Below are 13,634 nucleotides of genomic sequence, written 5' to 3'. Positions count from 1 at the left end.
GCGCACCCCTACCGCAAAAAAGCAATTTTGGCGTAATTATTGGATAATTGCCGCTCACACAGGCGCTGAAATGCCCTATAATTGCCCTAAAAATAACCCTCTTAGACAATAGGGTCTTCTCGCCCTCCATACTTCCAATAACAAGGTAGCGCTATGACAAAAACCATTATCCAGACAGATAAAGCCCCCCAAGCCATCGGCACTTATTCGCAGGCGGTTAAAGTCGGCCAGGCGGTTTATCTTTCGGGACAAATTCCTTTGGTGCCAGAAACCATGACCTTGGTCGAAGGCGACATTGCCGCGCAAATCACCCGTGTGTTTGACAACCTGCAAGCGGTTGCCGAGGCGGCGGGCGGCAGTTTTGCCGATGTGGTTAAGTTAAATGTGTTTCTGACCGATTTGGCGAATTTTCCGGTGGTGAATGAGATTATGGGGCAGTATTTCCAGCAGCCTTATCCGGCGCGGGCAGCTATTGGGGTTGCGGCGTTACCGAAAGGCGCGGCGGTGGAAATGGATGCCATCATGCACTTGCCTGTCCAAGAATATCCCTTGTAAGCGGATAGCTTCAATAATAGGCTTAAGGGTGTAAGGTTCCCGTTATGAGCATCCTTAAGCAACCCGTCATCAGTTTAAGCGGCATCGGAGCGCAAACGGCCAACCGTTTGGAGAAGCTGGGGCTGCGGACTTTGCAAGATTTGGTGTTCCATTTGCCGCACCGTTATGAAGACCGTACCCGTGTCTACCGGATGGGCGACTTGGTGGTGGGCATGACTGCCTTGGTGTGCGGCAAAGTGGAATTTGTCGATATTTTGCCCAGAGGCCGCAAAAGCTTGGTGTGTAAAATCAGCGACGGCAGCGGAGCGTTGATGTTGCGCTTTTTCCATTTTTCCGCCAACCAGCATACCTTGTTCAAGCCCGATACTTGGTTATGTGTGTTTGCCGAAGTGCGGTATGGCATGGCGGGCTTGGAAATGGTGCACCCTGATTATACGGTAATCAGCGGCCCTGAGGCGGCAGTCGTGGAGACCCGCTTAACTCCCGTGTATCCATTAACCGAAGGCCTAAGCCAAAGCGTTATCCGTAAAGCGGTCAAACAAGCCTTACAGCATTGCCAGCAACAGCCGCACTTATTGGCGGATGCCGTGCCAGCGGAGATTTTGCAGGCTTACGGCTATCCGCCTTTAGCCGAAGCCATCCAAACCCTACATGCCCCCGATGAAAGCGTAACGGTAGAAGCCTTGCAAAACGGCACGGTGCCGGCCTTAAAACGCTTGGCGTTTGAAGAACTGCTCGCCCACCATTTGCGTTTATGTACGCTCAAGCACCAGGCGCGGGCGTGGCAAGCCCCGGTGTTTAGCGAAGAGGCACGTTTAACGGCGCAGTTTTTAAGTACCTTGCCGTTTGCCCTGACAGGCGCACAGCGGCGGGTGCTGGACGAAATCGTCGCCGATTGCCGCCAAGCCAAGCCGATGATGCGCCTAGTGCAGGGGGATGTCGGTTCGGGTAAGACCATTGTCGCCGCCTATACCGCTTTGCTGGCCATGGCGGCGGGCTATCAAGTCGCTCTAATGGCACCTACCGAGCTGTTGGCGGAGCAACATCTACGGAATTTTAGCGCGTGGTTTGCCGAATTTGCCGTACAAGTGGGTTTTTTAAGCGGGCAATCAAAAGGCCGCGCCCGGCAGGCGATATTGCAAAGCTTGGCAGATGGTTCGGTCAATCTGGTGATCGGCACCCATGCCTTATTCCAAGATACCGTGCAGTTCCAGAACTTAGGGCTGGTGATTATCGACGAGCAGCACCGTTTTGGGGTCCACCAGCGTTTGGCGTTGCGGGAAAAAGGCCAACAAGCGGGCTGCCGTCCGCACCAGTTGGTGATGACCGCCACGCCCATTCCGCGTACCTTGGCGATGTTACAGTATGCCGATTTGGACATTTCCATTATTGATGAACTGCCGCCGGGGCGGCAACCTGTGGTGACCCGCGTTATCCCGTCCGAACGCCGTGCCGAGGTGATTGGCCGCATTAACGAATGGGTGGGCAAACGCCGCCAAGTTTACTGGGTCTGTACCCTGATTGAAGAGTCCGAAGTCTTGGAATGCCAAGCCGCCGAAAAAACCGCCGAATTATTGGCGCAAGCCTTACCCGCAGTGCGGGTCGGACTGGTGCATGGGCGCATGAAAAGCGCGGAAAAAGACGCAGTGATGCAGGCCTTTAAACAGCACAGCCTGGATTTGCTGGTCGCCACCACGGTGATTGAAGTCGGGGTGGATGTGCCGAATGCCGGATTAATGATTATCGAAAATCCCGAACGCCTGGGCCTGTCGCAATTGCACCAGTTGCGCGGGCGGGTAGGGCGGGGCGAAGGCGAAAGTTTTTGCTTGCTAATGTACCAAGCGCCGTTATCGGAAACGGCACGGCAACGGTTGGGCATTTTGCGGGACAGTAACGACGGCTTTGTGATTGCCGAAAAAGATTTGCAACTGCGTGGCCCCGGCGAAGTGATGGGAACCCGCCAAACCGGAGCCATGCAATTTAAAGTCGCCGATTTGCAGCGCGACGGCGAGCTGATTGCCGCCATTGCCCAGATCAGCAGCCAGCTTTTTACCGACTCCCCCGAAGCGATAGCGTTGCTCTGCGACCGCTGGTTGGGTACCGAAACGCTTTACGCCGAGGTGTAGTAAGTTTGACCACAAGAAGCCTGTTAGTGACCCGTGACCCTTTATGGTTGGCGAATCGGCGCGGTATCCGCCAGCAATTGCCCAAGGCAGTGCAATCATGGACGTATGAAACCGGATCATTGACCCAACGCCTACGCCGCGCTTACGGCAGTGCCGTAAAAGTCAGCCTGCTGCATTTACAGTGGCAAACCCCATTCCTCAGCGAACAACAACGCTTGCAATTGCCCGCACGGCGTTACGCGCTGGTGCGGGAAGTCTTGCTACACGCCGACGGCCAACCCTTGATACTCGCCCGCACCGTCATCCCTGCCAGCACCATCGCCTTTGCCCATAGCAATCTGGCAAAACTCGGCACCCGCCCTTTAGGCGAAGTGATTTTCGCCTATCCGAAATTGGCGCGTTTGCAGTTGGATGTGGCGTTAGTGCAGCCTGTTTTATGGACACCCGCCACCTGTGCATTGGCGGCGGTGGCCGCTCCGGTGTGGGGGCGGCGTACGGTGTATGGATTACAGCATCAGCATTTGTTGGTTAGTGAGTTTTTTTTGCCGGGGAGTTTGGCGGTTTAGGGGGCTGTGGAAAATGAATGTTTATTGATAGGGATGCAGATGAAGCCCTGCTATAACTTAGAAGAATTGTTGGCGCAGTGCGATGCTACTGCCGACCTTGATGTTGCAGAGCAAGAATGGTTAAACGCCAATGCCCAAGGTGGGGAGTTGTTGTGATCGGCGGCTGTGGTAGTGGTTGCGCAAGCGTGATCAGATAGAAACTATTTTTTTCCGTCATAACGACATGAATTCACGTATACTTATACCATCCTGTATCGAATCTTAACAGCCTGTTAACTACTCCGTTCCAAAAACGCCGAAATGTCCGTCAAACCACAGCCGCAACACAATCATCTTTTGGCGGCTTTGTCGCCTGACGTTCAAAGCCGCTTGTTCCCGTACCTGGAACTGGTGCTACTGCCTTTGCGTGCGCTCCTATATGAATCCCGGCGTCCCATGCGCCATGTTTACTTTCCCACCGACTCCATAGTTTCGTTGCAGTATATGATGGAAAACGGGGCATCGACCGCGATCTCTGTGGTGGGCAATGAGGGGTTGCTAGGTATCACTTTGTTTTTGGGCGGCGAGAGCACTCCGAGCCGGTCGATGGTACAGAGCGCCGGTTACGCATATCGACTCCCCAGACTGCGGGTGAAAGAGGAGTTTAACCGCCACGGCCAGTTGTTGATGCTAATGCTCCGGTACACTCAGGCCTTGATCACGCAAATCTCTCAGACCGCAGTGTGCAATCGGCACCATTCTATCGACCAGCAGCTCTGCCGTTGGCTCCTGCTTTCCATAGATCGCCTGTCTCACAATCACTTGACCATGACTCAGGAATTCATCAGCCACATGCTCGGCGTTCGCCGCGAAGGTGTTACCCAAGCCGCATTAAAATTGCAGCAGCTAGGCGTGATTTCATATTCGCGCGGATTGATCAAGGTGCTTGACCGACCAAAACTTGAAGCTCTGAGTTGCGAGTGTTATAGCGTGGTCAAGAAGGAAACAGATTTGCTCCTTGATTACCTGCCGCAGCGCCGAGTGATTACGAATACCGATGCCATCCCCACTGCGACGCTTCCAACGCTGTAGGCAGTGAAACATCAATAAAAAGTGTACTTAAGGACAAAGGGCGCAGATTTTGAAAAAGCATATTTAGCAAACTGTCAGGCAGCTATCCGTTCAAGTGCAGTCACTCATGACGGTAACGTAGCTGTCCGCAATTGGCCTATTTCAGTCATTAGTCTGTACTTACCATTAAAATTGCCCAGGATTGATATTTGACAATATACCGTCAATGAGGCGAGTCTGCTCAGTAAATCCGCGTCAAGAACGGATGTATACTTCAAACGGTCAAGTTTTCGGTTTTTTGGTAGGGTACGCTGTACCCTACGGTGAATTGTAAAAGCCGAATACTTGGCCGTTCACAGTTACTTATTTGGATGCGGATGCCAGCAATTTAGCGCCATTCCTTCTGTATCTGAGAAAACATTTCTCGACCCGTTATCAAGAGATTATTTCAGCCATTAAAACGGTTGCCCCGTTTTTTCATGACTTCTACCTTGAACCTAGGGGCGAGAAAGGCGACGAATCCCTTTTATTGCGATGGATTCATATTGACTATGATACGCCTTTTTCTGCGAACCAGCTTTCAGATGGTACGGCCCTTTTTATTTGTCTGGCAGTATTATTTCTTCAGCCAATAATATCCCAACCCAAAACAATTGTTCTTGATGAACCGGAGCTGGGTTTGCATCCTGCGGCTTGAATGTGCTGGCTGAAATGGTCAAAGCTGCGGCAAAGACAAGCCAGGTCATTTGTTCGACGCAATCGGCAGCCTTTGCCAATCAGTTTGAACCCGAAGATTTTATTGTCGTGGATCAGCAAAAAGGCGTGTCTACGTTTAAAAGGCCTGATAAAAAGGCGCTCGAGCATTGGCTTGACAATTATGGCATGGGGGAGATTTGGTCGAAAAACCTGATCGGAGGCCGTCCTGAATGGTAAGGGTAGGTATTTCTAAAGCCCTCGGCAAAGGCTAAAGACCTTTGCACTCCACCGGAGAGGCCGCGCCGAACGGAGTGCAATGGTCTTCAGCCATTGCACGATAGCCTGTCGTTTGCCTTTATACTCGATCATCAAGTTTTTAACATTCGGATAAATAGTTCAGCTACTGGGTATTGAAAGTTTTAACAAATTAATTTAAAACAACAAGTTGCAATGGAATCCGGATCCCTCCCCTGATGGGGAGGGCTGGGGTGGGGAGAATCTAAACAAGGCTTTTTTCATTAAACGGACTGAAATCAGTCTGATTAAAATCTCTGGCTATATGTATAAGTCATTGATTTTATTCTCCCCGCCCCAACCCTCCCCATCAGGGGAGGGAGCCGTCTACCTTGACAAGCCTTGGCTCTTCGCTAATCTTTTCCACTATTTAGAGGTGACTTTATGAAAAACTTGATGATCGAGTTATAGCTATTTTTGCCTTACAAGCGGATTACCAAGCCAGTACAGAAGCATGGCAACCCGCTCCCGCATTTACCCCCAGCTTTGTAGCTCATGCCAGTAAGCGTCCACTTTTCCGATAATATGCTGTTGGCGTTTTTCCAAATACGATGCCGCCAGTAGTACGGCCAGGCCTAAGCCGATGGTGCTTAACCACGGGGCTTGCTGGTAAGCGTCGATGGCATAACCGCAATAAAATAACACCCCGCCTAAACAACACAGATGCCCGGCGAAAAACGGTACTTTTTCGTGGTATCTTAAGCCTACCACGCTGAGGCTGAGGCCTGTCGCTAAGGCTAATAAGGGCGCGAAGGCTTGCCCGTCCAATAAGCTGCCCGTGATTAAACCGCAAGCCAATACCGCACCCAAGAGGCGGTAGGTGGCAGAATAGCGGTCGACATACATCGACAGAATGAAGAGCAGCAAGGCGGCGGGTAACAATAATCCGTAGTGCTGGTAGCCTAAACCGAGCAGTGTGTCGGTGACGTTGAGCCAAGCCAGTAAGGCGGCTAAGGTGCCGACAAATTGGCCAGCGTCGATAATGCTGGCGGACTTGGTATAGTGTTTAAGGTCAAGGATACAGGTGACCGCTGTGATAAACGCCAGCACGATGCCCAGTAAACAGGAAGCTGGGTGCAGCAGGCTGCGCCCGATCAAGATCAATAACGGCAGGCTTAGCAGAACCCGCGCCGTTAGGCCTTCACCTAACCGCAGGGTACTGTCTTGTCTTAATTGCTGTTCTACTGCCCGGAGCGCGAAGAATAACAGGGTGATGAGTATGGGTGGCCAATAAGCATCCCGAACGGGCAACAGTAACAAAAAGCTGCCCAATAATAAGGCCTGTAGCAAGCGTTTGACTTGTCGCCTCGCCAGCATGGCAAAGCCCGCGTAACCGACCAACACCAATAACAAAACGGTGATGATAAAATCGGCCGCGATTAAAGAGGGGCTGACATTGCCAAATTGTAGCCAATGGTAGGGCAGTTGCAATGCCAAGCTGCCTTGGCTAAAGGCATAGAGCATGGCGCTGACTTGCGACACTTGCACGGGTAAAAACGCCACGCCTAAGGCAAAGAAAATCCTCGCCCCGGTCGTTTCCTTAAGTCCGTAACGGCAGATCATACCGCCTGCGCACAATAGTAAGGTGAGGCCTAAGCCTATCCAATAGCGGTAAGCGGGTAACAAATCGGCGCGGCTTTGCAGCATAAAGCCAATGGCGGAAATGACGATCAGCCCCGTGCCTGCCCAGCGTAGGTAGCCGATGATTTGTGTCGCAAGTGCGGGCGGGTGGGTTGCCGTGTCCAAAATAGGTTCTGGGTTGCTGTCAAGTTTATAGGCGTACATGTTAATGCTCCTGTCCGGCATCGGCTTTAGGGGCAGATGGGGTGGTTTGGGCGGCTAATGCCGCTAAAATTCTGTTCAGCTCTAAGGTTTCCTCGGCTTGGGCGAAGGCATCGGCAAACGGGTCTTGGCTGATGGGTTCGGGGTAGCCGCATTCCGCTCCGGTGATGGCTTCTTCCCAGCGGTTGAAAACCTTTTGCGCTTCCGCGAGCGGGTTGCTGTCGCCGCTTTTTAAGGCGGTTTGTAAGTGGAGGCGGTTTTGCCGGGCGGCAAATACGGCTTTTTGGGTATTCAGCGTCTGTAAGCGGGTTTGGACGGTGTTGAGGTCGGCGGCTAATTGGGCGTGTTGGCTTTGGGCGTTCTGGAGTTGGGTTTCCAGGGTTTTGATTTGTTGCTGGGCACTGACCATACGCTTGACGCATTCTAAGGCTTTTGGCTGGTCTGTCTCTTTGGTTTTTACTGCCCGTGCCGCCCAAGTGTCGGCTTCCTTATGCAGTTCGGTTAAACTTGCCTCGAATTGCCCGATCAGGGTTTGCAGGCGGTGTTGATGGATGCGGGTTTTACCCCGCCATTCTTCCAACTCTTTAATGGCTACGCCCGCTACGGCCTCATGGTTTTCAAAGTCATCGACAATAACGTCGACTTGGGATTTCAAGGAGATAAAAAGTCGCTTTAAGCTGTTCATGGTATGTTCCTGTTACGCTTGAGGGTTGTAATGCTTATAGCAAGACAGAGGCCATGTTTTTAATGATTAAAAAACAATTGGATAGCCAATTTTATTGGCTTTGGCTATAATTTTTTGACAAAATATGCCGACATGGAAAACAAAAAATGTACATATTAACGGCGGAACAGGCGGCTTTTTTTGCGAAAGTTGCCGAGTTGGTATTTTTGAACCCGTTTGGGTTGGAGCGGGAAAAAGCCGATTGGGAGGTGTTAGGGTTAGCACCGGAAGGCTTGGGGTTTGCCGACCGCCTCCAGTTGATTGAGGCCAAGCTGGACAGGGAATTTAAAGCGCTGGAGCGGCAAGCGGTTTTTGATATTCGCCATTATCAGGGTAAAGCCGAAGAAAACCTGCGCTTGGCGTGGTTGTTTTATGTCTTCCACCGTTATCGGCAGCGTTTCAACGGGCATATTAACGCCCAAAAACAAGCGGGGGATAAGGCGATTGAGCTGGCATTTGCGCGTGAGCTGATGGGTGATTTTGAACAAGCTGGGTTTAATCCACCCGAAACCGCGCACTATATCGCCTTGTTGTTTCAGGTGCAGCGGGCTTTTACGTTTATTGATGAAACGGTTTCAGGCGATTGCCCGGCACTTTATGAATTGCGGATGCGGCTGTGGAATAACATTTTTACTTTTAATCCGGCGTGGTATCTGAATTATCTTTGTGGCCGCATGGAGGATTTTTCTTTGCTGTTGTTGGGTGAGACCGGAACAGGTAAGAGTTTGGTGGCGAAAGCGGTGGGCTGTTCGGGTTATATCCCTTTCGATCTGGCGGTGCGGCGGTTTGTCGAAAGTTTTTCCGCCTCTTTTAAGGCCATCAATTTATCGGAATACGCCACGGGTTTGCTGGAATCGGAATTGTTTGGGCATAAGAAAGGCGCGTTTACCGGGGCGATTGACAACCATCCGGGCTTGTTCGCCAAATGCAGCAAGCATGGTTCGGTGTTTATTGATGAAATTGGTGATATTGATGCCACGATTCAAGTCAAGCTATTGAACGTCATCCAAGAGCGGGTCTACAGTCCGGTGGGTAGCCACGAAAAGCACCGTTTTGAAGGGCGGGTGATTAGCGCGACCAACCGTCCCATCGGGCAGTTATTGGAGCAAGGCTTGTTTCGGGCAGACCTCTATTATCGCCTGTGTTCCGATGTTATTGTCTTGCCTTCTTTAAGCCAGCGGATACGCGAAAACCCTAACGAATTGCCGGGGCTGATCGCCCGTTTGTTACGGCGTGTCATACCCACGCCAGATGACGGGCTGGTCGCCCATATTGAAAGCAAAATCCGCGCAACCGTACCGGCGGATTACCCTTGGCCGGGTAATGTCAGAGAATTGGAGCAATGTGTGCGGCGTATATGCCTGACCGGGACGTATCAGGCCACGCCATTAGCGGCGGCGGTTAATGCCGCTGAGGCCGGGTTTCGGGCAGCCGATGGCGAATACCTTTCGGCACAGCAGGTGATGCAAAACTACTGCCGATTTTTATACGGCCAGTTGGATAGCTTTGAGGCGGTCGCCAGAATTGCCGGGCTTGATAGGCGGACGGTAAAGAAATATATGGAATTGGATGGGTAAGGTGTTCTGGCAAAGGGCAGGTCGGGTAGTGCGTCTTATCAGGCAGAAATACCGTTGTAAAGAAGCATTCAAAGGCGGGTGTTTTTATGATATAACGTTAGCAGACTGACATTAACGGGCTTCTTCCATGAGTAAAATACCGCCGCCGATCTTTGCCATCGTATTATCTGCCACCGCCTTACATGCCCCGGCTGGCCGCGCCGAATGGGTAGAGTGGTTGGCCGATGCGGCGGTGGTGGGCGAGTATGACAGCAATATCAACCAGTCTTTTTTTTCCGCCTCGCAATTGGACGATTTTATTGGTAAAGGCTTGTTATCGGGTGGCCGGGCTTATCAGTTAGATAACTATTCACGGCTATATACCACGTTGGAATTGAACGGCGAGACTCACGAGAACTTCCAGAAGCTTAACCAATACAGCGTCGGCGGCAAAGGCGTGCTGACCCATAAATTTGGTTTAGGCCAGCAAGCCCCGATGTTACGCTTAGATGTGGCGGATGGGGAAATTTTTTCCGACAGCCAATTGCGCTCCGGCAACCAGTTGACGGCGGGGCTGCGCCTGTCTTTTTGGCACGGCGAATTTCAGCAACTTTATATGGGCTACCGTTTCGATGACCGCAACGCCGCCAGGGCCAATATCAGGCGTAAGGATTACCCCCATTCCGTTTTTGACATCAAAGGGCATACTGTTGAACTGGGCAGCAATATTGCCGTTAATGGGCGGATGCAATTGAATTTGGGTTATAACCACCGCTGGGGCGACATTGTCAGCAATAATTCGGAGAGCAGTTTCTCGCCCGCCGTATTGGAACAAGTGCGCAGCATTGGCGATGATGACGCATTGCCCGGTTGGATTTACCGCACCTACGGCAATACCGACACTTATAATGTGGGGCTAAGTTATGCCTTATTGGGCGGACATGCGGCGACTGCGTTAAATTACAGTTATATAGAAACCCAAGCTTTAGGGGCGAGTTATGCTAACCATAAAGTCCAATTCAGCATCCATTACAGTTATTGAGGCGAGTGACTTATGCAAACCCAACGGCTGCTGGTGATTTTAGGTTTATTGTGGGGCGTGGCCCAAGCAGAAACTTGGCAGGTTAAGGTAACCGATAATGACGGCGACCCGATTGCCCAGGCGGCGGTTTATGTCAGTTCGCAAACGTCGCCCCCTAAACCTGTCAAGCCTAAAGAGATCGTCATTGACCAGATTGACAAGGAATTTGTCAACCATTTGACGGTGGTCAGGACAGGGACTCCCGTGTCATTCCCCAATCATGACAAAATCCGCCACCATGTCTATTCCTTTTCGGCGGCCAAAGTTTTTGAGCTGCCGCTTTACCAAGGCTCGCCCGCCAAACCGGTGGTGTTTGACAAAGCCGGGGTGGTCAACTTAGGCTGCAATATCCATGATTGGATGTCGGCTTATGTGTTGGTGGTGGACAGCCCCTTTTTTGCGCTGACCGACAGCCACGGCATCGCCCAGCTTGAACTGCCTGATGGTCCTGGTTATGTGTTGTCCGCTTGGCATCCGCAGTTAAAAAGCCTCACTCCCGATACCTTAACTATTGCGGCCAACACCCCCCATAATGCCGGATTGGTGCTGACCATGAACTTGAAAAAAAATGTCCGGGCGATCCGCTTGCCGACGGAACTCGGCCTTAATATTGGCTACCGTTAAGCGGTTCCGGCACTTTACCCGCTTCCGTAGCCGTTTGTTGTTTTATATCATCGGCTTGTTGCTGTTAGTATTGGCGGGGGTGTTTGTGGTGGTTAACCATATTTTCCGGCAAAACACTGAAGAGACCATCCACCATGAGTTAGTGGTGACGGAGCGGGTGTTTTTGCGGCTGCTGAGTGAACGCAGCCAAGATTTAAGCCAACAGGCTACGGCTTTAGCCAGCGATTATGCGTTTAAGCGGGTGATCGCTACCCAAGACCATGACACCATCACCTCGGCGTTAATCAATTTAAGTGCCCGCGCCCAAGCCGATGCCGCTTTTTTGGTGGCGTTGGACAATACCGTACAAATCGACACCTTAAGGCCGGAACAGGCCGGACAGGCTTTTTTCTCCCCGGCGTTGCTGGAGCAGGCCGAAAGAGAAGGCGTGGCCAGCCGCTTGATGCTGGTCGGGCGAAAGCCTTACCAAGTGATTGTGGTGCCGATATTAGCCCCTGAGCCGATTGCTTGGTTGTGCCTGGGGTTTTTGGTCGATAACCCGGTCTTGGCGCAGCTTAAGCAACTGACCCAAGTGGAAATCAGTTTGTTAAGCGAACACGGCCAAACCCTGCAAGTCCACGCAACCACCTTACCCGCCCCGACACCGCAACAACTGCCCTTATACCCTGTCCAGAGCGACGGCTTTTTTTGGCATACCGGGCAAGAACGCTATCTCAGCCGATTGGTGACTTTAGAGCAGCAGGCCGACGGTAAATTAGTCGCTTTGATTGAACGCCCCTGGTCTAAAGCCCTAGAAAACTTTTACCGCTTGCAGTGGCTATTGTTGGTCATTGCCTTATTTAGCATCGGCTTGGCCAGTTTGGCGGCGGCGTGGCTGGCCAAATCCGTCAGCAAGCCAGTACAGATTTTGGCGCAGGGGGTGCAAGCCATCGGCCAGGGCGATTACCGCCATCAAGTGCAGATTGACAGTACCGACGAAATAGGCCAATTGGGTTTGGCTTTTAATTCAATGGGTACACAATTGCTGGAAAAGGAAAAAATCCGTACCTTGTTGGGTAAAGTAGTCTCGCCCGTGGTTGCCCAAGAATTGCTTAACCATGAGCTGGTGCTGGGTGGCGAAACCCGCGAAATCACTGCGCTGTTCACCGATTTGGCGGGTTTTACCAATATTTCCGAACAACTGTCGCCGCAAGACTTGGTGGCTTTGCTGAACGGCTACCTGACTGAAATGAGCGCCGCCATCAGCGCCCATGCCGGGGTGCTAGACAAATTCATCGGCGATGCCATCGTCGCGTTTTGGGGCGCACCCGTCACCGATACCGCCCACGCCCAGCAAGCCGTGGCTTGCGCGTTAGCCATGCAGCGGATTTTGCAGGACTTGCGCAAGGATTGGCAACGGCGCGGCTTGCCGTTATTGTACATGCGCGTCGGTATCAACACAGGTCTTGCGGTAGTCGGCAATATCGGTTCTATTGACCGTTTGGATTACACGATGATCGGCGATACGGTCAATTTGGCGGCACGTTTGGAAGGGGCGAACAAATACTACGGCAGCGGGATTTTGATTTCCGAATTCACCTACCAACATGTCAGCGGCCTGTTCGCCTGTCGGGAATTGGATAAAGTCAGGGTACAGGGCAAACAACAGCCCGTCGCCGTTTATGAGGTAATCGCCGAGCATAAGCAATTAAGCGTCCGGCAACGGCAGTTGTGTTCGGGGTTCGCCGAGGCTTTGGCGGCTTTTCGTGGACAGCAGTTCCAACAGGCTCAGGGGATGTTTGGTGTATTGGTTGAGCAGCATCAGGATGCGGCTAGTGCGTTGTATTTGCGGCGGATTGAGGAGTTGGTGAGTGACGGGGGCAGGGTGGGGTTTGATGGGGTTTATGATTTGGCTAAGTGAGGGGCTGGAGTCCTTTTTCTGGTGGGAATGATAAAAAGCCTCTTTCTGGTGGGAATATGCCGTTTTCGGATAAGCGGGGGTATATTAAATTGTTAGGTGGACGAACTGCAAAAGTCAATAAAATAAAGGGCTTGTATTTTTTAGCGAAAACATAGGGCGCAATACGCAAGCTATTGCACCCTATAGATTGCACCTTGCCGCGTTGAGTAGTTACAACAATTAAGTATTAGTTTAGGTGAGCAATGACATACTGTTTGGGATGGAAATCAAAAACGGCAGCATTTTTAATTGCAGATAGTGCTGTTACTAAAAGAATCGCTATAACTGAGGACAAAAAACTTTTACAAGAAAGCTCATTTGGTGAAAAGCAAGGGCAGATGAATACTGGAAAATATGTTTATGAGAGAACACTTAAGCTAAATTCCGTTAATAAAATAGCGATTACATTTGCAGGTGACGCTGACTTTGGTGGTAATTTTGTTAGTCTTATCAAAGATAATTTAGATTATGGTATAAATATAAAAACAGCTATACAATATTCTATAAATAACTATATAGTGGACCCATAAAAACAGACAATAATTTAAGATGGTGTCCATCATAAAACAGGTGGACGAAAATGAGTGAGAAAAAGCGTAAATTGATGACCGGCGCACAAAAGGCGAAGGTGGCGTTGGAGG

At 51.2% G+C, this 13,634-nt stretch carries 14 protein-coding genes; 12 read left to right on the top strand and 2 right to left on the bottom strand.

Annotated features, from left to right (window positions below):
• Window positions 1–153 precede the first annotated feature (153 nt).
• The 7 genes from AADEFJLK_RS03555 (at window position 154) to AADEFJLK_RS24995 (ending at window position 5,230) form a co-directional block, all read left to right on the top strand.
• Window positions 154–555 (top strand): RidA family protein, encoded by a 402-nt coding sequence (locus AADEFJLK_RS03555; RefSeq protein WP_088621013.1) that lies wholly within the window; start codon window positions 154–156, stop codon window positions 553–555.
• Window positions 556–599: 44 nt separating this feature from the next.
• Window positions 600–2,681: an ATP-dependent DNA helicase RecG gene (recG, locus tag AADEFJLK_RS03550; RefSeq protein WP_103973317.1), complete on the top strand. Its 2,082-nt coding sequence runs from the start codon at window positions 600–602 to the stop codon at window positions 2,679–2,681.
• A 5-nt stretch (window positions 2,682–2,686) separates the two neighbouring features.
• Window positions 2,687–3,247 (top strand): chorismate--pyruvate lyase family protein, encoded by a 561-nt coding sequence (locus AADEFJLK_RS03545; RefSeq protein WP_103973316.1) that lies wholly within the window; start codon window positions 2,687–2,689, stop codon window positions 3,245–3,247.
• Window positions 3,248–3,286: 39 nt separating this feature from the next.
• Window positions 3,287–3,403, top strand: coding sequence for an AbrB/MazE/SpoVT family DNA-binding domain-containing protein (locus AADEFJLK_RS26210; protein ID WP_487246523.1), 117 nt, complete (start codon window positions 3,287–3,289; stop codon window positions 3,401–3,403).
• A gap of 144 nt (window positions 3,404–3,547) precedes the next feature.
• Window positions 3,548–4,318: a Crp/Fnr family transcriptional regulator gene (locus tag AADEFJLK_RS03540; protein ID WP_103973315.1), complete on the top strand. Its 771-nt coding sequence runs from the start codon at window positions 3,548–3,550 to the stop codon at window positions 4,316–4,318.
• 346 nt (window positions 4,319–4,664) lie between these two features.
• Entirely contained in the window at window positions 4,665–4,994 is a 330-nt protein-coding gene (locus AADEFJLK_RS25000; RefSeq protein ID WP_211299136.1) for an AAA family ATPase, read from the top strand.
• Window positions 4,991–5,230, top strand: coding sequence for an AAA family ATPase (locus tag AADEFJLK_RS24995; protein ID WP_211299135.1), 240 nt, complete (start codon window positions 4,991–4,993; stop codon window positions 5,228–5,230). The genes AADEFJLK_RS25000 and AADEFJLK_RS24995 overlap by 4 nt, the downstream gene beginning before the upstream one ends.
• A gap of 531 nt (window positions 5,231–5,761) precedes the next feature.
• Here the strand turns inward: AADEFJLK_RS24995 and AADEFJLK_RS03525 are convergent.
• Together AADEFJLK_RS03525 and AADEFJLK_RS03520 are read right to left on the bottom strand one after the other, a co-directional pair.
• A complete protein-coding gene (locus AADEFJLK_RS03525) occupies window positions 5,762–7,072 on the bottom strand; it encodes a hypothetical protein (RefSeq protein ID WP_211299134.1) in 1,311 nt (436 codons plus the stop codon).
• A gap of 1 nt (window position 7,073) precedes the next feature.
• Entirely contained in the window at window positions 7,074–7,754 is a 681-nt protein-coding gene (locus AADEFJLK_RS03520; RefSeq protein WP_103973313.1) for a PspA/IM30 family protein, read from the bottom strand.
• A gap of 146 nt (window positions 7,755–7,900) precedes the next feature.
• On the opposite strand from AADEFJLK_RS03520, the gene AADEFJLK_RS03515 reads away from it, so the two are divergent.
• The 5 genes from AADEFJLK_RS03515 to AADEFJLK_RS03495 all read left to right on the top strand — a co-directional run bounded on the left by AADEFJLK_RS03515 (window position 7,901) and on the right by AADEFJLK_RS03495 (window position 13,523).
• On the top strand, window positions 7,901–9,370 hold the full coding sequence (locus AADEFJLK_RS03515) for a sigma-54-dependent transcriptional regulator (protein ID WP_103973312.1): 1,470 nt from the start codon (window positions 7,901–7,903) through the stop codon (window positions 9,368–9,370).
• 127 nt (window positions 9,371–9,497) lie between these two features.
• Entirely contained in the window at window positions 9,498–10,391 is an 894-nt protein-coding gene (locus tag AADEFJLK_RS03510) for a hypothetical protein (RefSeq protein WP_103973311.1), read from the top strand.
• A gap of 12 nt (window positions 10,392–10,403) precedes the next feature.
• The gene (locus tag AADEFJLK_RS03505; RefSeq protein WP_249027963.1) at window positions 10,404–11,054 is read left to right on the top strand and encodes a methylamine utilization protein; all 651 of its coding nucleotides are present in this window, start codon (window positions 10,404–10,406) and stop codon (window positions 11,052–11,054) included.
• On the top strand, window positions 11,041–12,954 hold the full coding sequence (locus AADEFJLK_RS03500) for an adenylate/guanylate cyclase domain-containing protein (RefSeq protein ID WP_170065026.1): 1,914 nt from the start codon (window positions 11,041–11,043) through the stop codon (window positions 12,952–12,954). Before AADEFJLK_RS03505 ends, AADEFJLK_RS03500 begins: the two co-directional genes overlap by 14 nt.
• A 242-nt stretch (window positions 12,955–13,196) precedes the next feature.
• Window positions 13,197–13,523 carry a hypothetical protein gene (locus tag AADEFJLK_RS03495; protein WP_103973309.1) on the top strand — a complete coding sequence of 109 codons (327 nt, stop codon included), beginning with the start codon at window positions 13,197–13,199 and terminating at the stop codon, window positions 13,521–13,523.
• Window positions 13,524–13,634 lie beyond the last annotated feature (111 nt).

Source organism: Methylovulum psychrotolerans, assembly GCF_002923755.1.
Classification (GTDB): Bacteria; Pseudomonadota; Gammaproteobacteria; order Methylococcales; family Methylomonadaceae; genus Methylovulum; species Methylovulum psychrotolerans.
This window is presented reverse-complemented; position numbering and strand designations above follow the sequence as displayed.